Genomic DNA, 21,779 nt, shown 5'->3' with positions numbered 1-21,779 from the left:
TTTTTGGGTGCCTGGTAAAAAACTACTAAACCTGTATTGAATTGAATCGGATGTTCAATAACTCAAATCTCTAGCATAAGAGTTATTATCCCAGGTTTTTGAGTCGGAACCAGGATAAGGACGAATCCCTGCTTGCAGGGATAGCCGTTTTATCCACGTGGATGAGTGGAATAGCCAATTTTAATGGTGGTAGTGATCAATACCCCTTTGGAGAGAGAAAAATGAGCAGTTCCAATCTGCAAAATGAATGGGCATCTTCCTATTTATCTGGTGGAAGTATGGCTTATATTGATAGTCTATATGAGGATTATCTTGCTGATCCTAACTCTGTTTCGGCTGAATGGCGAGCAGTATTTAGTGCTTTACCTAAAGTGAACAATGCCGAAAAAGAGCTTTCTCATAGAGATATTCGCGAATATTTTTTGCAGAATGCAGATAAAAAAGCAATACCCGTAGTCCAATCAACTGACAATCAACAATTTCGGATTGCCCACTTAATTAATGCATATCGAGCAATGGGGCATCATGCTGCCAGGTTGGATCCACTGGAAATGGCAGAACGTATACCCGTTCCAGCTCTGGAGCTGGACTATCATCATTTGTCTGATGTCGATAAAAGTCGAAAGTTTTTTGCAGGAACCACTTTTAATGGACCTGAAATGACATTAGATGAAATATATCAAGCGTTGCGTGAAACATACTGTGGCAGCATTGGTATTGAATACATGCATATTTCTGATACTAAAGAAATAGAATGGTTGCAACAACGGATGGAGTCTGTGCGGGGTCGCCCAACCTTAGATACATCAAAAAAAATCGAAATCCTAAAAGATCTTATTGCTGCAGATGGGTTGGAACGTTATTTGGGTACCCGTTATGTAGGACAAAAGCGATTTTCGCTTGAAGGCGGGGATTCTTTAATTCCTATGATGAAGGAAATTATTCAATGTGCCGGAAGGGATAATGTAAAGGAAGTAATTATTGGTATGGCACATCGAGGACGGTTAAATGTTCTTGTAAATGTACTGGGTAAAGAGCCTAATGCCCTTTTTCAAGAGTTTGAAGGAAAAATTAAATCGGAACGTACTGGAGATGTAAAGTATCATTTGGGTTTTTCATCCGATATAAAAACAAATTCAGGTTCCGTAGTACACTTAGCATTGGCATTCAATCCCTCTCATCTAGAAATTATTGGCCCAGTAGTAGAGGGATCAGTGCGTGCTCGTCAAAGACGGCGTAATGATATCGACAAAAAAGAAAAAGTAGTGCCAATCGTTATCCATGGAGATGCTGCATTTGCTGGCCAAGGTGTCGTGATGGAAACGTTTAACTTTTCTCAATCTCGAGGATATTGTACTGGAGGCACAGTTCATATCGTTATTAACAACCAGATAGGTTTTACAACCAGTAACCCTTTAGATGCGCGCTCGACTTTATACTGTACTGATGTTGCTAAAATGGTTCAGGCTCCTGTGATTCATGTAAACGGCGATGATCCCGAAGCAGTCGTGTTCGCTACTCAGTTAGCATTTGATTTTAGGATGAAGTTCAAACGCGATGTTGTTATTGATCTCGTGTGTTACAGAAGACATGGACATAATGAAGCTGATGAACCAGCGGTAACGCAACCTGCAATGTATAAAAAAATTAAATCAATGCGTCCCATACGAGAAATCTATGCAGATCAACTTATTAAAGAAGATCTATTAACAAGCAAAGATGCTGAAAAATTAGTAGATTCATATCGTGATAGTTTAGATAAAGGTAAAGCGGTTGTAGATTTGGTACACGGCGATTATGAAGGCAAACATGCAATGGATTGGACGCCTTACATTGATGCAAAATGGACTGATAAAGCTGATACTACAATTTCTAAAACCAGTTTACAGAAATTGGCGAAACAATTAAATGACCTGCCTAAAGGTTTTTCATTACATCCAGTGGTTCAGCGTTTATTAAATGAACGTGATAAAATGACCGCAGGTGAGTTACCCATGAACTGGGGATATGCTGAAACTATGGCTTATGCAAGCCTAGTCCAGGAAGGTTATGGTGTTCGCCTTTCAGGCCAAGATTCTGGAAGGGGGACGTTTGCACATCGTCATGCTATATTACATGATGTGGAAACTGGCGATACATTCACTCCTTTGGAACATATAACTAATGAACTTAACCGCCCTTTTTCTGTAATTGATTCAGTACTGTCTGAAGAAGCTGTCCTGGCTTTTGAATATGGATATTCTTCTTCCGATCCTAACTTTTTAGTGTTGTGGGAAGCCCAGTTTGGTGACTTTGCAAATGGTGCTCAGGTAGTTGTCGACCAATTTATTAGTTCAGGCGAGCAAAAGTGGGGTCGTTTATGTGGTTTAGTCATGTTATTACCGCATGGATATGAAGGACAAGGTCCTGAGCATTCATCGGCTCGTTTAGAACGGTATATGCAGCTTTGTGCACAGCACAACATACAGGTATGTACTCCAACAACCCCGGCACAGATTTTCCATTTATTACGAAGGCAAGTTATTCGTAACTTCCGCAAACCTTTAATTGTGATGACCCCAAAGAGTTTATTGCGCCATAAATTAGCAGTCTCACCGCTAGAGGATTTATTTAAAGGAAAATTCCATACCATTATTCCTGAAATTGATGATTTAAATGCAAAAAAAGTGACTCGAATCGTGTTGTGTTGTGGCAAAGTCTATTATGACCTCTTACAAATGCGTCGTGACAAGAAGTTGAACCATATTGCGTTGGTGCGCATAGAGCAATTGTATCCGTTTCCTAAGAAAGCACTTATTGCAGAGCTCAAAAAATATCCTCAAGCAAAAGAAGTAATCTGGTGTCAAGAAGAACCACAAAACCAGGGGATTTGGTATTCTTCTCAACATAATATAAAAGATTGCTTGCATGCAGATCAAACATTGCAATATGCAGGCAGAGAATCTGCTGCAGCACCCGCTGTAGGAAGTCCTGCTTTGCATGCCGCGCAACAGCAGGCTTTAGTTGAGCAAGCTTTATTGAGTTAAAATTTGTATTTATCGTAGCTGGAGTCAGGGGATTACCTGTCTCCTGTCTACAAATTTGTTAATGAATCTAGGGGCCTGTTTACAATTTGCTGACTTGGCTCAAAATTTCTTGAATTTGAGGTAATGAAGTTGAGCATACATGAAGTGTGCGAGCAGAATAGCGCAGAGAATCAAGAGATTTCGGCAAAGATAGTCGAATTGTAATAAACCCTAATAAATAAGAAGGTATAACCATGTCGATTGAAGTCAAAGTCCCTGTTTTGCCTGAGTCAGTAGCGGATGCAACAATAGCTGCTTGGCATAAAAAAGTGGGTGATAAAGTTTCCCGTGATGAAAATTTGTTGGATCTAGAAACAGACAAAGTCGTTCTTGAGGTTCCAGCTCCGGTTGATGGAATATTAAGTGAAATAATGTTTCAAGAGGGAGACACGGTCCATTCAGGACAATTGCTCGCAAAAATAAAGGAAGGCGATGCAGCTGAACCAAAAGAAGAAAAGAAGGCTGGTTCCAAAGAGGAAAAGAAAGCAGAGCAGGCTGATTCTACAAAAGAAAATGTGAGTGCTAAAGAAGATAAATCAACAAGTCCGGTGGTAAGGCGAATGATGGCAGAACATGATCTTCAGCCAGGACAAATCCAAGGCAGCGGAAAAGATGGTCGCATTACAAAAGAAGACGTTCTTGCCTATATAGAATCAAGCAGAGAAAAATCATCAAAACCCGCAGAAAGCCCAAAAGAACAAACAACGCAGGTACAAATGGGGGTACGTGAAGAGCGCCGTGTTCCAATGACACGATTACGGGCAAAAATTGCAGAGCGCTTATTAGCAGCACAACATAACGCAGCGATGCTGACTACTTTCAATGAAGTTAATTTAAAAGCAGTGATGGACATGCGTGCTCAATATAAAGACAGTTTTGAGAAAAAGCATGGTGTTAAGCTTGGGTTTATGTCCTTTTTCACGAAAGCGGTTGTTGAATCATTAAAGCGTTTTCCTGCGGTAAATGCTTCTATAGATGGTCAAGATGTGGTGTATCATGGTTTTTATGATATAGGTATTGCCGTGTCTACCGATAGAGGGCTGGTTGTGCCTGTAATCCGTGATGCAGATCAAATGAGTATGGCTAATATTGAACTGGCAATTAATGATGCTGCAACAAAAGCCAGACAAGGTAAATTGGCTATGGAAGATATGCAAGGTGGTACATTTACTATAACCAATGGCGGGGTGTTTGGTTCTTTATTGGCTACTCCAATCATTAATCCCCCACAAACAGGTATTTTGGGAATGCACAAGATAGAAGAAAGACCTGTGGTGGAAAAAGGACAAATTGTAATTCGTCCTATGATGTATGTGGCTCTGTCTTATGATCATCGTTTAATTGATGGTAAAGATTCAGTCCAATTTCTGGTGAGTGTGAAAGAGCTATTGGAAGATCCCGCTCGTCTTTTACTTAATGTTTAAGTTTTTTCATTGGCACGTATGTGCTGATGAATTTTGCTTTTTTTAGAAAGGTAATTGCAATGAATTTACATGAATACCAAGCCAAACAATTGTTTGCAAAATATAATTTACCAGTTCCAAATGGCCAAGTTGCCTATAGTGTTGATGATGCATTACAAGTGGCTTCACAATTATCCACAAATCGTTGGGTTGTTAAAGCACAAGTCCATGCTGGAGGAAGAGGCAAGGCCGGCGGGGTCAAAGTAGTGGCTAATAAAGATGAATTAGCCTCTGTAGTGAAATCGCTTTTAGGAACTCGTTTGGTAACCTACCAAACAGATGCACAGGGTCAACCTGTTAATGCGGTTCTCATCGAAGAAACCTGTGACATTGGAAGAGAATTATATCTTGGTGCCGTTGTGGATCGCGCTACCCGTAGAGTAGTAATCATGGCCTCTACTGAGGGAGGGGTTGAGATTGAAAAGGTGGCAGAAGAAACTCCTGACAAAATTTTCAAAATAATCGTGGATCCTCTAGTAGGTGTGATGCCTTTTCAATGCCGTGAAGCAGGATTTAAATTAGGTTTGCAAGATGATCAAATCAAGCAATTTACCCATTTAATGATGGGATTAGGCAAAATGTTTGTTGAGTGTGATTTGAGCCTATTGGAAATAAACCCACTCGTAGTGAGCCAATCAGGACAATTAATTTGTTTGGATGGCAAAATCAATATTGATGGTAACGCATTGTATCGCCAACCTCAATTGAAGAGTTTACGTGATGCATCACAGGAAGATGAACGGGAAAATCGTGCGAGTGACTGGGAGTTAAATTATATTCCACTTGATGGAACTATTGGCTGTATGGTCAACGGTGCAGGCCTGGCTATGGCGACTATGGATGTGATTAAGCTCCATGGAGGCGATCCAGCAAATTTCCTGGATGTTGGGGGGGGCGCTACTAAAGAGAGAGTGAGCGAAGCACTAAAAATTATTATATCTGATGAAAAAGTTAAAGGTATTTTAGTTAATATCTTTGGTGGTATTGTCCGTTGTGATCTCATCGCTGATGGTATTCTTGCTGCTGTGAAAGAAGTTGATGTAAAAATTCCTGTAGTTGTGCGTCTTGAGGGTAATAATGCACAACTTGGTGCTGATATTTTAAATAAGAGTGATTTAAATGTAATTGCTGCAACCAGTTTAACTGATGCTGCAAAGAAAATTGTTGCGGCTGTTGCTTAATTACTAATTTATAACTATTCATCACAATTTAAAATCTTGGGGGAAAGTTAGATTTCAGCATAGCTAGAATAAACAGAGTTTTTTTGTTCTAAATATGCCAGATATAACTTTTCTATGAACTGCGGTGAATAGTTATACTAATTTTCGAGGTTAACAATGAGTGTATTAGTTAATAAACAGACTAAAGTACTGTGTCAAGGTTTTACTGGAAAGCAAGGAACTTATCATTCAGAACAAGCAATTGCGTATGGTACGCAAATGGTTGGTGGTGTAACACCGGGTAAAGGTGGCCAGATGCATTTGGGCCTACCAGTATTTAATACTATGCGAGAGGCAGTTCAAGAAACAAAAGCAGAGGCGAGTGTTATTTATGTTCCAGCCCCATTCTGTAAAGATTCAATTTTAGAAGCTGCGGACGCCGGGATTCAATTAATCGTCTGTATTACTGAAGGGGTACCGGTATTAGACATGTTACAAGTAAAAGTCTATTTGGAGAATAATACCCAGGCGCGGCTAATTGGCCCAAATTGTCCTGGCATCATTACTCCAGGAGAGTGCAAAATTGGTATTATGCCAGGCTCAATCCATTTACCCGGAAAAGTTGGAATTGTCTCCCGTTCTGGCACATTAACCTATGAAGCTGTTAAACAAACTACAGATAAAGGCTTTGGACAAAGTACTTGTATTGGTATTGGAGGAGATCCTATTCCAGGTACAAATTTCATTGATGCTTTAGCGTTATTTGAGCAAGATTCACAAACACAGGCAATTATTATGGTCGGTGAAATTGGCGGCTCAGCAGAAGAAGAAGCGGCTGAATACATTAAGTCACATGTGAGTAAACCCGTTGTTTCTTACATTGCAGGAGTCACTGCTCCAGCGGGTAAACGTATGGGACATGCCGGTGCAATTATTTCAGGCGGTAAAGGCACAGCAGCTGAAAAATATGCTGCCCTAGAAGCAGCCGGTGTGCGAACAGTACGTTCTCCAGCTGATTTGGGGGATGCAGTAGCAGAAGTAACTGGCTGGAAATAGATAAGGACATAGCCTGGATGAGTAAATGATATCCAGGCTATTTATTGAGAATCAAAAAAGGTATATGCATACCTGCCTATGTTAAGTGGTATTTCATGACAAATTTTCGAAGCATTGCGGATATCAGACGTGAATATGGTGAGCTGAATTTAAGCGAAGAATTACTTCCTGATGATCCAATAATGCAATTTTCGCAATGGTTCGAAGACGTTCTAAAGAACGAGAAAAATGATCCTACCGCCATGGTTTTATCTACTGTAGATGAGCAAGGGCATCCTGATTCTCGAGTTGTATTGTTAAAAGGTTTGAATGAAGGGAACTTTATTTTTTATACAAACTATCAAAGTACAAAAGCAGCACAAATCAAAATGAATCCTCATGCTGCACTTAATTTTTATTGGCCGCAAATGGCACGACAGGTTAGAGTTCGGGGATACGTCAAACAAGTCGAGGCTACACAATCAGATTTATATTTTTTATCAAGGCCAATTAAAAGTCAGTTCAGCGCAATTGTCTCACCACAAAGCCATGAGATTAAAGATAGGCAATCATTAGAAAATGCTTTAAATGAACTGATAGAAAGACATGGACAACAACCTGTCTTACGCCCAGACTATTGGGGTGGATATATGATTATTCCTGACCAAATAGAGTTTTGGCAGGGCAGGGATAATCGTTTGCATGATCGAATTCAATATTTTCGGCAAGATGGGCAATGGAAATACCATCGTTTAGCACCATGATGGCAAATTTTGCCGGCAAAAAGTAAATTTACATCTCATATTTATATTGTATCTCCCTTATTGTTCTTCTTCTAATTTTCTTGGCTTTTTAAGAAACAAAAAAAGTTGGCCTGCAAATTGCTTATATAATTATAGAAATATAAAAATAACTATTATTTCTTAACAAAATAAAAATTGTCAAAAATTTGTAAATGTTTTGAATTGGTAAATAAGCGTTAAATTAAAGTCGTAAAATTGTTTTAAATGTAAAAATTATTGACAGTATTAATAAGCATACTGAATACATAAATAGAGGGTACAATCATGAACGACATAACAGCCTTACTACCACATATTAAATTACGTTTTAACATTGATCATCCAAGCTACGAGGATAGTTACGCATTTGGATATGAATGCGCTCTTTCTGATGTAGCCGAAGACGATAATCCTTTCCATCAAGGCAGTCAACAAGCGAAACATTGGCTAGAAGGATGGTGGGATGCAATGGAAGGAGAGCAACCACTTTTTGAATTAAACTCTGAAGTTCCAGAAGTGCTGCCAGCAACTAATGAAGCAGCTGCAAATGACCAAGTGTATTGTCATAAACACAGTTTTTTATCGTTGGTTATTGAAATCAGTGGTGCTATAGCTGCTTCCGCATTAGTTGGATACCAATTATTTGAGTTGGTAGCCTAAAATTTAGAAGAATGGCTACAAAAACATAACTCGCCTATTTATGTAGTTTCTAATTTAGTCTAATTTCTCTTCTCCCAACAGGGAGAAGGAAATGGCATAATAATAAAATAGGTCGGAAATTTAGGATTATAGATATTAAATTATTTTTTGAATAGTTTTAATACAATTGAACGCATACGTGTAATTTCAGATGGATTGAATTCTTTATATAGTTCACTGCCTATATTAAGGCATACAGTGACATTGTCACCGATACCTGTAAGTAAATCTACTCCGGATAATTTGAGAAGCTTTATCTGTTCAGCTATTTCTGAAGCCCAGGAATTAAGAAAATCTATTTCTGTAAATACAGGTAAAAAAACATGGCCATTTTCTTGCAAAAATAGCACTTTAGGTTGCTCTTCATCAGTGCTTTGTTCAACTGGAATGATGAAGTTAGCTTTAATAAACTCAAGATAAGCTTTGTTCGCCTCTTTCGAGTTTCCTTCTGAAAGAAGGGCTTCTTTTATTGCAAGATTAAGAGCATTCATTTTAAGCCTTAAAAAAATTAAATAGCACGATTATTATAACCATAATCTGTATGTAGAGTAACACTTAGTATATCTGTGGGTACTAGGAAGAGGCTCATACAAAAGAAATCAAACCATGTGTTGAAATAAATGACAACAGCAGTATAATGTGATCCTTGCTTTGCAGTTTTTTTGCTCATTTTTGTATAAATATTAGGGCCTATTGATATTTATACTACAGTCGATGTTCTAGCATTAGTAGAAAATGAAATAGCCCTAATGCGGGGCTTTGCTTTTTGATATACCAATGCGGTTAGTAACCCTTCGATTAAACAAAGCGAATTATAATTTTTATTAAAACAGAGAATTTATGAACAAAATGCATGAATCTAAAGTAGAAATTTATAACCGTAAGAGTTATTTAGGATTTGCTTGGTTAGTTTGGGGATTGGCTGCTGCTTTTTATTTCTCAGATTATATGGCTCGTGTGGCTCCTGGGGTGATGCATCGGTACTTGCAAATTGATTTTGGAATCAATGAAGCGGGTTTCGGCATATTAACTGCATCATTTTATATACCCTATATTTTGATGCAGATTCCCGTAGGTCTTACAGTAGATCGTTTAAGTATCCGTTGGTTACTTACTGTGATGTCGTTAGTCACTGCTTTTGGTTGCTGTGTTTTTGGTTTGGCAGGAAGTCTATTTATGGGGTCAATCGGTAGAATGCTCATAGGCTTTAGTGCTGCGTTTGCTTTTGTATGCTCGTTACGATTGGCGACCTCTTGGTTTCCTCCGACAATGTTAGGTTTACTTGCCGGTTTAACCCAGGCATTAGGGATGTTAGGTGCTGCAGCAGGAGAGGCTCCTGTGTCCTTTTTGGTGAGTAATGTTGGATGGCGCCATAGCATGCTAATTATTGCATTCCTGTTTATTGCTTTAGCTGCTTTGCTCTACCAATTTGTACAAGATAAGCCTGGAGAACATAGAAGTGAGGTACGTTCCATAAACCAATTAAGCATCTTGCAGAGTTTAAAAATCGTATTATCTTGCAGACAAACTTGGTATAACGCGCTTTATGCAGGATTCTTGTTTGGTCCAACAGCTGTAATTGGGGAAGCAATTGGCCCTGCTTATTTGCAATTTGGCAGAGGACTGGGTGCGCATGCAGCTGCGTTTGCTACAGGATTAATTTTTATAGGTTGGGGGATTAGCGGTCCTTTATCTGGGTGGCTTTCAGATAGAATGGGACGTCGCAAGCCACTTATGATTTTTTCTGCAATTTTTGGAATCATTTTCACAAGTTTATTTGTATATAGCACAAATTTAAGTCAAAATTCAGCTTATTTACTGTTCTTTGCTTTTGGTCTTACCAACACAGGGGTTGCTATTGCTTATGCAGTTTCTACTGAGATCCACGATAGAAATGTTATTGGAACTTCAATTGCATTCACAAATATGATATCAATATTTGTTGGTGCTTTATTACAACCTTTAGTCGGACGCTTAGTAGATATGGTTTCAGGGGCTCGTGCTTATAATGTTGAAACTCTGTTGTTGTCAGATTTTCAGGCTGGGTTAAAAATATTGCCACTATGTTCTTTGATTGCATTAATATTAGCTATTATGGTTAAAGAAACTAATTGCAAATCAATAAAACATACTTAATCTTGTTTGTTCATTGCCGTAAAATTACTGGGACTGTTTTTTTATAAGCGTATCGCACTCCTATGTTATTTGCTGTTATACTTCGTTCTGTAGTTTTGTTGTAGCGAATTAATAACATGGAGAACAGAATGAAAAAATTTGCAGGATTAGTGATTATCCTGGCCGTTCTAATTCTAGGCGGATATTATGGCATGGGTGTTCTTACTGAAAAGTCAATCAGAAAGACTATTGAAGTAATCGATCAATCAAACGGTTTATATGCTGATATTGAACATTACCACAGAGGAATGTTTGATTCTGAAGCTAAAATTAAATGGCGTTTACATGTTCCTGAGCGTGTTGTAACAGATGCTAATGGCCAATCTCAAACTCTTCCTGCTCAGGATTATAGGACGGAGATGCCATTAATAATTCATCACGGCCCGGTTATTGTTGCTAATAATCATATACGTTTTGGATTAGGTTATGCAGAAGCTGTTTTCCCATTCCCACCACAATATAATGATCAGTTTAATGCACAATTCACACAAGACTCAATAAAGCCACAATTGGATTTAAGTATATTTGTCAATTACCTTAATGAAAGCACCGTGGACTTTAAAGTACCTACGTTTAAATTAGTTGCAAAAGATGGTTCTGGTAGCTTTGAATGGCTAGGCATGAACTCTAGTACTACCATGACTTCGGGAGTAACCAAAGTTAACGGTAATGTGGTTTTAGATGGATTGAATGCAATTAAAGACGATACCAAAATTACATTAAGCAAGGTGACTAGTGATTATGATTTGCACGAAACACCCGCAGGATTGTATTTGGGTGATGCAAACTTTAGTCTACCCATTTTTGATGTTTATGTTAAAGATCAAAAAATGTTTGAAATTAATGGGCTTGTCATTAAATCAGATAGCGATATTGAGCAACACCTTTTTAATACACATTTTAACGTCAGCTTAAAATCCATGTTAGCCAATGATAAAAATTATGGTCCAGGAGATTTAGAGGTTGCGTTAAGAAATCTTGATGCTGATGTATTAGCTAAAATCAATGAACAAACACGAGCCATGCAAAATGGCGATGAGGTGCAACGCCAACAAGCAATGCTCGCTTTATTGCCCGAGTTACCAAAGTTATTTAGTAAGGGTGCAGAGTTTGAAATATCGCAACTCAGCTTTAAAATTCCTCAAGGACAGATCGAAGGAAACCTTTATGTTACTTTGCCTAAAGGGGAGAATTCCAATCCATTTGAGTTAATGCAGAAAATTGAGGGTAAAGCTAAATTACAAGTCCCTGCCGAAGCGGTAAAAGAAATTTTAAAACAATCAATACTACAGCAGTTAGCTAAAGAGCCTGATTTACAACAAACCCTGGTGCAACAATTGCAGACGCAAAGTGCTAATCAAGCTACAGGCAAAACCAATCAGCAAGCGCAAAATGCTAATCAAGCTACAGATAAAACCAATCAGCCAGCACCAACTGCGGAGCAATTAGCGGATATGCAGACTGAGAAACAATTAAATGCATTACAGCAATCTGGTTTAATTATTGTTCAAGGTACAGATTACGTCATCGAAGTTTCCCTGGAGCAGGGTAAATTCATAATTAATGGCAAGCCTTATGATCCTTCAATGATGAAGTTTTAGATAATAATTAAAAAGTTTTTGTAAGGTGTAGTATGCCAAAGCAATCTACACCTAATTAGAACTTTTTGAATGTGTAATGAATATTGAGTATTGATTTTTAATGCGGATTTTTTCATTGGCACTTGTTTCAAGTGGCTTGATTCGGTAATATACTTTTTTTAAAAAGAGGAGCTAATAATAATGACAACAATCAGTAATGAAGTAGTGGATAACACCGCTTCTCTGGCTGAAAGCGTAACTCTTTCAGTGCAAAAATACTTTTCAGAACTTAAAGGAACTGATCCTGTTGACTTATACCAGTTTGTACTCGAAGAAATTGAGACCCCATTATTTCGTGCTGTTATGGAGCATTGCAAGTATAATCAATCCAGAGCTGCAATAATGTTAGGTATTAGTCGAGGAACATTGAGAACTAAATTGCGCCGTTATTTTGATGATAAATACGTAGGCACTCGTGATTAGTTTAAATTTAAGTTTTATAAGGAGCTAATCAGCTCCTTTTTAGTCAGTTATATCTTAAAAGTGATGACACCCACTTAACGAATTAAGAATCTATAGTATCCTCACACCAGTACATCGCCCGAAGAATAAAGGCATACAGATAAAGAAAATTGATGCAAAAAAAGTGATTGCATCCGCAGCAATAGCAAGAGATGGCGTTATTTTAAAACTTGGAGTTGGGCTTGAAACTCAATCTAATTTAGTGTTTGTTAATTAGGTTATACATTGTCCGAATGCTTACCAGTACTTAGGTACAATTGTAAATACTTCTAAAAATTGGAGTTATCTATTTAGGTTGTAGCTCATTTTTAACGATAGGCTATTAGATGCTGTAGCTTGACTCCAGGCTACAGCATCTGCTTTATTCAGCAAACATGGAACTAACAGATTCTTCTATATTGACTCGTTTAATGGCTTGCGCCAGCATTTCGGATAAACTGACAACACGAATTTTTTCGCATGTACGTGCCTCAGCTGACAGGGGGATGGTATCCGTTACCACTATTTCATCAAGACAAGAGTTTTTAATGTTATTTATTGCTTGCCCAGATAGTACAGGATGGGTAATGTATGCTCTTACACTGTGGGCACCATTTTTTTTGAGCTCATGGGCAGCAGAGCAAAGAGTACCAGCTGTGTCCACAATATCATCAACAATAATACAGCTCTTATTAGTCGGATCACCAATAATATGCATTACTTCTGACTTATTAGGGCCACTACGGCGTTTATCAATAATACATAATTCCGCATGATCAAGTCGCTTGGCTACAGCTCTAGCTCTAACAACGCCACCTACATCTGGAGAAATTATCATAATATTTTTTAAATTTTGTTTTGTGATGTCGTCAAGCAGTATTGGAGTAGCATAAACGTTATCAACAGGCATATAAAAAAAGCCTTGGATCTGATCAGCATGTAAATCAACTGTAAGAACTCGACAAATGCCGACAGATGCCATCATATCAGCAACAACTTTTGCCGTAATAGGGACACGCGCAGATCGAACACGCCTATCTTGACGTGCATAACCAAAGTAAGGAACCACTGCTGTAATTCGTGCTGCAGATGATCTTCTTAATGCATCTGCCATAGTTAATAATTCCATTAAATTATTATTTGAGGGCGCGCATGTGGATTGAATTATAAAAACATCCTTACCACGGACATTTTCTAAAATTTCAATCATGGTTTCTCCATCACTAAAAGTACCAACAGTGGCTTGGCCAATAGGTATTTTCAAATGAGAAGAAATTTGCTGTGCTAGCTCCGGATTTGCATTCCCGGAAAAAATCATCATTGTGGACATGTGTATAAAGCCTTCGATCTAGGTTAATCATTTAACTTAAACACATAGCAGAAGACAGCCAAAAAGATATTATTATTATTTGAGCATTACAAGAACGCATCCTTCCAGGTTATCTTCTGCTGTCTGTTTACTTGAATCAACAAGAAAGTGGCAGGGGTGCTAGGATTCGAACCTAGGTATGCAGGGATCAAAACCCTGTGCCTTACCGCTTGGCGACACCCCTATAATTTGTAGATTCTAAAATACTCCGTGCATTAACTACGTTCATCCCTACAAATGTGTTGCGTATTTTGCAGTGGTTTTTGAAACATGTCAACTTTGAAAGCAATAATTTTTTATAAATTTTAAGTAAATTAGGAATTGACATCAAAGAAATAATAACATATAGGATGAGCCTTTGATAGGGCTCATCGAGTAACCAATTACTGGATAAATTTATACTGTCCAGTTTTGAATGACTACTTTAACCATTACTCCATTTCCTTGTAAATGAATCATACTTGGAAGATCCGTGCCTTTGACTGAAGTGTATTTAGCAAAATTAATTGTATATCCACTTTGTTTTAATTGGGTAAGATGGTTATATTGATCTCTATGTTCTGCTGCAACTGAACCAGGGGCAGGTAATCCCCTAACCCAATAATAAAGATTATTTACAGGTAGTTTAATACCAGTTTGTTGTGCAAGTAATTCGTCAGCATTGTGAGAGGTAATTTTTTTGGGGCCATCTTGGAAGGTAATTGTACTCCCTTTTTTATCGATCAGTACTGTTCCTCCTCCTAAAGGACCCATTAAACGAATTTGATAAGTATTGGGGCCATTTTGAACCCAATTCATGGTTGCAGACCATCCTTTAGATTTGCTTTTAGCTGCCATAGCACCACGAATTTCCCATGATGAAATCGTTTCGGTTTTTTCTTTGCGTTGCTCAACAGGCATGACCTTATTTTCAGGTAATTCAGCTGCTGGTCGAGGAGGAGCACAGGCGGTTAAGAGACAAACAGGAATTATTGCTAATTTTGTTAAATTATTCATTGATCACCTCAAGTCCTTTTTTGTAGTTTTTCAATTAACAATACGCTAGACTGTTGCTATATGCAATTAGTCTTAACCATGATGAAATTAAAAGCAATTTATCCCGGCACATTTGATCCTGTTACGAATGGACATGTTGATATTATCACCCGAGCAGCTAAAATTTTCCCTGAAATTGTTGTGGGAGTAGCAAGCAATAGGGCAAAACGTCCTTTTTTACCGATGGAGACAAGAATTAATCTGTTGAAAGAGTCTCTTGCACACTTACCAGGGGTTTGTGTTCTAGGTTTTGAGAACTTATTAATTGATTTTGTATTAGAGCAAAATGCCGGAATTATCTTGCGGGGGTTACGAGCGGTGTCCGATTTTGAATATGAATTTCAATTGGCAGGAATGAATCGAAAGTTATCAAAAAAAATAGAAACTATCTTTTTAACCCCATCAGAAAACTTAATGTTTATTTCTTCTACTCTGGTGCGGGAAATCGCATTTTTAGATGGAGATATTTCTCAGTTTGTTCCTGCTTGTGTTGTAAGAGAATTAAAAAAGAGACAAAATGAAAACCAAGCTACGTAAAATTTATAAAGGCATTTGTCTTGTACTTTGTGCTAATTTATTTTTTGCCACTACAAATGGTTTTGCTATGCAATCTGATGCAAGACCTCCTGGTTATGCGGTGGCGAGTGCTCATCCATTAGCTACAAATGCAGGACTGGAAATTTTAGCTCAGGGAGGGAATGCTTTTGATGCCGCTGTAGCTGTATCTGCAGTTTTAGGTGTAGTTGAACCTTATCATTCTGGTCTGGGAGGAGGCGGATTTTGGCTGTTGCACCTAGCAGAACAACATAAAAATATCTTTATTGATGCCCGTGAAACAGCACCTATGGCTGCTAAAAAGGACATGTATTTGGCACCAGATGGTAGTGTAGTCCCAGGTTTATCTCTCAATGGAGGATTGGCCGCAGCAATTCCCGGTGAGCCAGCCGCTTTAGCATATATTGCAAAACACTATGGGCGATTGCCTTTGGAAAAAACGCTCGCCCCGGCTATTAAATTGGCAGAGGAAGGTTTTACAGTAGATAAACAGCTTTATACTTTCTTGAAAAATGAAGATAGATTGGAGCAAATTAAAAAATATCCGGCTACCGCTGCAATTTTTCTAAAAGATGGCAGGCCTTATTCAATCGGCGAGCGCTTGGTACAAAAGGATCTGGCGAAAACATTAAAATTAATTGCTATAAAGGGGGAACAAGGTTTTTATTCGGGTCAAGTGGCAGAACAACTAGTTAAAGGTGTTAATGCAGCTGGGGGTATTTGGACATTGGCTGATTTAGCGCAATATCGGATTAAGGTCAGAGAGCCTTTAATCGGGGCGTACCACAATATGCTTATTATTACGGCACCACCGCCTTCGGCAGGTGGAATTGCTTTATTAACAATGTTGAATATATTGTCTCACTATTCGCTTGCTTCATTGTCTAAGGTGCAATGGGTACACTATTTGGTTGAATCTATGCGACTTGCCTATTGGCAACGGGAGGCTTTTTTAGGGGATCCTGATTTTGTGACTATTCCTGTACAGAAATTAATATCTGCAGAAAATGGTAAGCAACTGAGCACCCTAATTTCACCAGATAAAGCTACTGCGAGTTCACTTTTACAAAGTCAAACAAAAAAATCGACAACTAATTCGCCCAACTCTACAAATACAACACATATCTCGATTATTGATGCAGAAGGAAATCGTGTTGCTGCAACGATGACCATAAATTATATTTTTGGCTCTAGCGTTGTTGCCGATGGAACTGGTGTTCTATTGAATGATGAAATGGATGATTTTTCCAGCAAAATTGGTGAAGAAAATGTTTTTGGTATTGTAGGTGCAGATAAAAATTCCATTGAACCTGGTAAAAGACCTCTTTCAAGCATGACTCCTACTTTTCTTGAACAACCGGAACGAGTTGCGATTTTAGGCACACCAGGAGGCAGTCGAATCCCTACTATGGTGTTAATTGCCGCTTTAGTATTTAATGACGCTTATGGAGCAATCAGCATGGTTTCCGCCATGCGTTTTCATCATCAGTATTTACCTGATTTGTTACAGTTTGAACCGGATACATTTCCACCACCAATCCAGGAAGGACTAAAAATTATGGGATATCATTTGATGCCATTAGGACAATATTATGGTGATATGCAAACAATTACGTGGGATAAAAAAGCTAATATATTAACAGCCGCATCCGATCCAAGAAATATGGGTTTGGCTGCATCAATTGTCAAGCAACAAAGAGGATATGGGGTAAAATACTAGGGGTTTAAAGTTGTCATTAAGAAGGTTTATAACCCTAATTGCTGTCTTCGAGATCAATAATGACATTTGCTTTTGCTCTAAATTTTTAGAAAGGGAATATTGTTCATGTACGAGCGGCTTGTAGGCTATTTTATCAGCCAAAATCTATCTGATACTATCATAGATAAACCGATTGAGACTATTGCTAACATTGAGCAATTGCCCCAGTCGGGATGCTCTTTTGTTGTGTTTAATAGCAATGATGAATCTTTTGACTATTCACTGATTACTAAGGTCAGGCAAAAAACCAATTATGAGCTAATACCTATTTTTTATTTGGGTAAAGAGGATCCCTTCTTAAATCAAATTATTGATGGCATATTTAACGACGACTCATTGGACATTGCCTTAAAAATTCAGGAAAAAATTATTTCAATAAATGAGTATATAACGAATATTGACGAGTTTGAGAGTCTACTCATTTATTATGCTTACGTCCGCAATGATTTTGTTATTAGTTGTAAACTAAACTACCATAATCCTGCAGGTTTCTACTATCCATTGCTGGCTGCATTTAATTTTCAAGATAATTCAACCGATAGTTGGCGCATACTCGAAAATATGGAGTCACGCAAGCTACTTGTGCATCATCAAATAGTTGATGAAATTCAATCCTGTCCGCATTGCTATTCCGGGTTACTCAATTTTAAAAATTGTTGCCCTAACTGTGAGTCCAGCAACATCACCACCAAGTCATTCGTTCATTGTTTTACGTGCGGTAATATTGCACCTTTATCTGATTTTTTGCATGGACATGCCCTTACTTGCATTCGCTGTCAAAGTACATTACGCCATATTGGCATTGACTATGATAAACCAATGGAAGATAAAATTTGCGAAACATGCAAATCTTGTTTTTTTGAGGAGAACGTTAAGGCATTGTGTATGGTCTGTTCAAAATTAACACCACCTGAAAATTTAGAATCACGTAAACTTTACGAATATACACTTGCTTCTAGAGGTCAAGCGATTGCTCAAGGCGTTGATAAAGAAATAATGGTAGAAGCGGAACAATTTCTTAAGCTCACTGAGCTCAGCGTTTTTATGTTGATATTAACATGGCAATTATTGCTAGCGAGACGACACGCTGCACTACACTTTAGTTTGATCTCTTTAAGTATTACCAATGAAGATGAGTTGGTCGCTACCTATGGAATGTTAAAAACCGAACAATTGACCCTGGAGTTTTTTGAGCGGATACGTGTTCTTTTACGAGATAGTGATTTAATTGCCAGGGACGATAACGTGCTGGTGTTTCTTCTACCGATGACTCCAGCTCAAAATTGCATCACTCTTTTGGAGCGAATTCAATCATTTACCCAAAAACAGCAGGTTGGAAATCTTAATATAAAGATTAACCTAACAATGATGCATTCCAGTGAACTTTTGGAAAAAAATATAAGTAAAGATCTCGTGCTTAATGAACTCTACAATAGCGAGTTAAAAAAATTATGATTGACTTATGCAATCAGATCTATTTTTACCTGGCTTATTTATTTAGCTCAGGAAATATGACCAGTTTTTTGTTAATTTTTTTTCCTTTTGTGGTCATTTTAGAAATGCCCTATTACGTTTTAATTTGTCTATATAGCATCAAGGCGTGGTTAAAAGAATATAACTCACCCGCAACAATAAAGACTTATGCTCCTTTTGTAACTGTTGTAATCACGTGTTATAACGAAACGTTCGAGGAGGTACTTATCACTGTTCGTGCCATAGCCGAACAAATTTATTCAGGAAACATTCAAACACTCATAATTATTGACAATGCCCAGATTAACAAAAAAACGGTTCATTATGCGAGACAACTTGCAATGACTTATCAGACTCCTCCCAGCCGGACCATTACCGTAATCGAAAAGTCATCAAGAGGGGGACATGCGAGCTCTATGAATTTAGGGTTAAAATTAGCTAAGGGAGATGTCTTAATAATGCTGGATGCAGATACTTCTATAGATAATCAGACCATTGCAAAAAGTGCTGCGCGCTTTATTGATCCTCATGTTATCGCTGTATCTGGGGCAGTTAGAGTAAGAAATGTTAAAGACTCCTGGCTTACAAGGCTCCAGGCAATTGAATACATGATAGGCATTCAATTAGGTCGTTATGGATTAACAGAACTTAATGTTACAAATAATATATCAGGGGCTTTTGGTGTATTTAGAACTAAATTTTTAAAACAAATTGGCGGCTGGTTAAATGGTAGCGCAGAAGATTTTGATTTAACATTTCGTCTCCATGCCTATATTAATAAATATCCTTACTTGAAAATTGTTCATGAGCCTCTTGCCGTTGCCTGGACTGCTGCGCCGATAACATTACGAAGATTATTGAAGCAACGTCTTCGGTGGGATGGTGATTTATATTATATTCTAGTGAGACGTCATTGGCGAAAATTTAGTACCAGGATGTTGAAGCCAACCCGCATGCTTTTTTTTATTTGGTATGGCCTGTATTATCAGATTGCTCTTCCTTTTATTATTCTATTGTATACGCTAATTTTATTAGCTAAGTTCAATGTGTCGATCCTTTTGTCTGTCTCATTAATTATCTATATATACTATTTTTTAGCCCAAATCTTTATGTATATATTGTATCTAATTTTAGTTTCCGAACGTCCAAAACAAGATGTCTACATGAGTGGATGGCTGTTTTTAATGCCTGCTTATCAACAACTATTAAGATTTAGTGCTGCGCTATTTATTTTAAATGAGATATTGTTTAAAGGACATAGAGATTCATCTATGGCACCTTGGTGGGTGATTAGAAAGACCAAATAATATAATGCGAGAATTATGGGAATCAAGTGGAAAAAAAACACCACCCCAACTGGATTAGCAGTTAAGTATGGGAGTGGATCGAGAATGACCCCTAAACTAAGATGGGTGCTTTTGGTTTTGCTTTTAAGTATCCCGTTGCTTTATTTATTTTATGAGTTATTTACTGAGTATGTCCTAATTCGATTTCCAGGTTTAATAGTCTATGACACGGTGACAATTAGAGCCCCAGAGAATGGCTATATAAAAAAACTTAGTGCACGCACGGGTGAAAAAATAATTGCCAACCAAAAGCTCTTGCAATTTGCATCACCGCTTGTCGAAGAAAAATTAGCCTATTTGCAAGTGGAAAAAAAGCGAATTATTGAGCTTATGAACTCTTTGGTTGAAAATAATAGCCAGCAAATTTCTCAAGCTTTAAATATCAGTCAGCAGGATATCGAAACCAGCAAATTAGTTTATGAGCGCTTTAAAAATTATTCCAAAAATGGTGACCTAATTGAGTTGCAATTAGAGGAAGCAAGAAAAAACTATATAACTGCTGTAAGGTCATATGTAGAGCTCTCTCAAAAAATCGAAGAGTTATCTTTGCAACGAGCTACTTTAATCGAAGTAAATTTTAAACGGAAAATATTAGAAATTGATAATGAAGTTGAGCAAATCAAAACTAAAATGCGCTATTTTGCTTTGCGTTCCCCTGATAATGGTACGATAATGAATATTTCAACTCACCAAGATGAGTTTGTTTCAGCAGGGCAAAATTTAATGAGCATAGTTACTGATAAGAATTTACGCATCGTAGCCTTTATTGAGCCTAAATATGCGGAAGATATTTATCAGGGAAAAAAAATAAATATTATATTTCCTGATAATGAGGAAATAAGCGGTTTTATTGTAAATACACCGAGTTATGCTGAAAAAACGCCATTATCAGAAATTAATCCCTTAGCAACCCGAGAGAACAAGCTTCTTGCTATCATAAAACCAAATAAGGTGATACAAAAAAAATACGCGGTTTTTGGCATGCCGGTTAAAATTAAGCTGGAATAGATTAACGTTCTCCCACCAATTCTTTGATGGCATTAAAAGTTTGTTTTATCAATACATCTTTATTTTCTAAAGTAAACTGAGCCGCATCAATTGGTTTGCCTATATGTATTTCTGCCTTTTGCTTTAAATGAATATTAAAGCTTCGAGCGGGTAGAATATTATTTGCTCCACGGATTCCTATGGGAATAATTGTGGCTTTAGATTGAACCGCAGTGATAAAGCCTCCTTTTTTAAAAGTGCCAAGTTGTCCGTCTTTGGAGCGAGTCCCTTCAGGAGCAATCCACATGATAATACCGCTTTCCATGAGTTGCTGGGCAAAAGCTAAATCCTTAATAGCCTGGTATTTATTTTTTCTATCTATAAAAGGAAACTCCGCTGCTGCCATTGCTTTGCCCATCAAGGGAATTTTGGCAAGCTCTTTTTTTGAAAGCATGCGAATGGAGTGATTTGGAAAGGCCTTGAAAGCAAGTGGGATATCGTAGGCGCTTGAATGATTGCACATAATAATAGTCGCTTTTCCTGCCTGTGGTTGAACATTGAAAGGATTAACGACTTTATATTCTACTTGAACTTCATTCAATAATTGATCAACCCAATGGTGTAGTGCCTTGTCTGTCCATGGGCGGTTTAAAGTACTAAGAAAATACTTAAAGATACAGCGAATGCTGGTTACTGCCGTATAAAACATTAAAGCGCAAATAACCCAGGCAGTTCTAAATTGATTTATTTTCATTATGGGTGCTATAAAAAAAGTTAGCGCTAATATAACGCAAG

At 37.8% G+C, this 21,779-nt stretch carries 18 protein-coding genes and 1 tRNA gene; 14 read left to right on the top strand and 5 right to left on the bottom strand.

The features are described from left to right. Positions 1-221: 221 nt before the first annotated feature. The 6 genes from EKG34_RS11345 to EKG34_RS11320 all read left to right on the top strand — a co-directional run bounded on the left by EKG34_RS11345 (position 222) and on the right by EKG34_RS11320 (position 8,165). Complete coding sequence (locus EKG34_RS11345) at positions 222-3,026, top strand: 2-oxoglutarate dehydrogenase E1 component (protein ID WP_012978785.1); 2,805 nt, start codon at positions 222-224, stop codon at positions 3,024-3,026. A 233-nt stretch (positions 3,027-3,259) separates the two neighbouring features. Continuing rightward, complete coding sequence (gene odhB, locus EKG34_RS11340; RefSeq protein ID WP_003633204.1) at positions 3,260-4,489, top strand: 2-oxoglutarate dehydrogenase complex dihydrolipoyllysine-residue succinyltransferase; 1,230 nt, start codon at positions 3,260-3,262, stop codon at positions 4,487-4,489. A 59-nt stretch (positions 4,490-4,548) separates the two neighbouring features. Continuing rightward, positions 4,549-5,709: an ADP-forming succinate--CoA ligase subunit beta gene (gene sucC / locus EKG34_RS11335; RefSeq protein WP_012978786.1), complete on the top strand. Its 1,161-nt coding sequence runs from the start codon at positions 4,549-4,551 to the stop codon at positions 5,707-5,709. Between the two features lie 156 nt (positions 5,710-5,865). After that, complete coding sequence (sucD, locus tag EKG34_RS11330; RefSeq protein ID WP_003633201.1) at positions 5,866-6,744, top strand: succinate--CoA ligase subunit alpha; 879 nt, start codon at positions 5,866-5,868, stop codon at positions 6,742-6,744. 95 nt (positions 6,745-6,839) lie between these two features. Then, positions 6,840-7,487 (top strand): pyridoxamine 5'-phosphate oxidase, encoded by a 648-nt coding sequence (gene pdxH, locus EKG34_RS11325; protein ID WP_003633199.1) that lies wholly within the window; start codon positions 6,840-6,842, stop codon positions 7,485-7,487. A gap of 303 nt (positions 7,488-7,790) precedes the next feature. Continuing rightward, positions 7,791-8,165 (top strand): hypothetical protein, encoded by a 375-nt coding sequence (locus EKG34_RS11320; RefSeq protein WP_003633197.1) that lies wholly within the window; start codon positions 7,791-7,793, stop codon positions 8,163-8,165. A 140-nt stretch (positions 8,166-8,305) separates the two neighbouring features. Here the strand turns inward: EKG34_RS11320 and EKG34_RS11315 are convergent, their stop codons facing one another. Further along, complete coding sequence (locus EKG34_RS11315; RefSeq protein ID WP_003633196.1) at positions 8,306-8,695, bottom strand: SseB family protein; 390 nt, start codon at positions 8,693-8,695, stop codon at positions 8,306-8,308. Between the two features lie 349 nt (positions 8,696-9,044). Between EKG34_RS11315 and EKG34_RS11310 the strand changes: the two genes are divergently transcribed. The 3 genes from EKG34_RS11310 to EKG34_RS11300 all read left to right on the top strand — a co-directional run bounded on the left by EKG34_RS11310 (position 9,045) and on the right by EKG34_RS11300 (position 12,442). Beyond that, positions 9,045-10,340, top strand: a complete 1,296-nt coding sequence (locus tag EKG34_RS11310; protein ID WP_003633195.1) for an MFS transporter — start codon at positions 9,045-9,047, stop codon at positions 10,338-10,340. 128 nt (positions 10,341-10,468) lie between these two features. Continuing rightward, entirely contained in the window at positions 10,469-11,980 is a 1,512-nt protein-coding gene (locus EKG34_RS11305) for a YdgA family protein (RefSeq protein WP_003633194.1), read from the top strand. A gap of 180 nt (positions 11,981-12,160) precedes the next feature. Next, the gene (locus tag EKG34_RS11300; protein ID WP_003633193.1) at positions 12,161-12,442 is read left to right on the top strand and encodes a helix-turn-helix domain-containing protein; all 282 of its coding nucleotides are present in this window, start codon (positions 12,161-12,163) and stop codon (positions 12,440-12,442) included. Positions 12,443-12,842: 400 nt separating this feature from the next. On the opposite strand, the gene EKG34_RS11295 is transcribed toward EKG34_RS11300, so the two are convergent. From EKG34_RS11295 to lolB, 3 genes are all read right to left on the bottom strand, one after another. Beyond that, complete coding sequence (locus tag EKG34_RS11295; RefSeq protein ID WP_003633191.1) at positions 12,843-13,790, bottom strand: ribose-phosphate pyrophosphokinase; 948 nt, start codon at positions 13,788-13,790, stop codon at positions 12,843-12,845. Between the two features lie 148 nt (positions 13,791-13,938). Continuing rightward, a tRNA-Gln gene (locus EKG34_RS11285) sits at positions 13,939-14,013 on the bottom strand. A 212-nt stretch (positions 14,014-14,225) separates the two neighbouring features. Continuing rightward, positions 14,226-14,825, bottom strand: coding sequence for a lipoprotein insertase outer membrane protein LolB (lolB, locus tag EKG34_RS11280; protein WP_003633189.1), 600 nt, complete (start codon positions 14,823-14,825; stop codon positions 14,226-14,228). 60 nt (positions 14,826-14,885) lie between these two features. Between lolB and coaD the strand changes: the two genes are divergently transcribed. The 5 genes from coaD to EKG34_RS11255 all read left to right on the top strand — a co-directional run bounded on the left by coaD (position 14,886) and on the right by EKG34_RS11255 (position 21,005). Next, on the top strand, positions 14,886-15,401 hold the full coding sequence (gene coaD, locus EKG34_RS11275) for a pantetheine-phosphate adenylyltransferase (RefSeq protein ID WP_003633187.1): 516 nt from the start codon (positions 14,886-14,888) through the stop codon (positions 15,399-15,401). Further along, positions 15,382-17,139, top strand: coding sequence for a gamma-glutamyltransferase (ggt, locus tag EKG34_RS11270; protein WP_003633186.1), 1,758 nt, complete (start codon positions 15,382-15,384; stop codon positions 17,137-17,139). The genes coaD and ggt overlap by 20 nt, the downstream gene beginning before the upstream one ends. Positions 17,140-17,244: 105 nt before the next feature. Next, on the top strand, positions 17,245-18,633 hold the full coding sequence (locus tag EKG34_RS11265) for a TackOD1 domain-containing metal-binding protein (RefSeq protein WP_003633185.1): 1,389 nt from the start codon (positions 17,245-17,247) through the stop codon (positions 18,631-18,633). Then, the gene (locus EKG34_RS11260) at positions 18,630-19,958 is read left to right on the top strand and encodes a glycosyltransferase family 2 protein (RefSeq protein ID WP_012978788.1); all 1,329 of its coding nucleotides are present in this window, start codon (positions 18,630-18,632) and stop codon (positions 19,956-19,958) included. Before EKG34_RS11265 ends, EKG34_RS11260 begins: the two co-directional genes overlap by 4 nt. 15 nt (positions 19,959-19,973) lie before the next feature. Beyond that, positions 19,974-21,005 (top strand): HlyD family secretion protein, encoded by a 1,032-nt coding sequence (locus tag EKG34_RS11255; protein WP_012978789.1) that lies wholly within the window; start codon positions 19,974-19,976, stop codon positions 21,003-21,005. A gap of 1 nt (position 21,006) precedes the next feature. Here the strand turns inward: EKG34_RS11255 and EKG34_RS11250 are convergent, their stop codons facing one another. After that, positions 21,007-21,738, bottom strand: a complete 732-nt coding sequence (locus EKG34_RS11250) for a lysophospholipid acyltransferase family protein (protein WP_003633182.1) — start codon at positions 21,736-21,738, stop codon at positions 21,007-21,009. Positions 21,739-21,779 lie beyond the last annotated feature (41 nt).

Origin of the sequence: Legionella longbeachae, assembly GCF_004283175.1 — a bacterium.
In the GTDB taxonomy this organism is placed as follows: Bacteria; Pseudomonadota; Gammaproteobacteria; order Legionellales; family Legionellaceae; genus Legionella; species Legionella longbeachae.
Note: the sequence above shows the minus strand (reverse complement) of the source record. Positions and strands in the feature narration are given on the sequence as shown.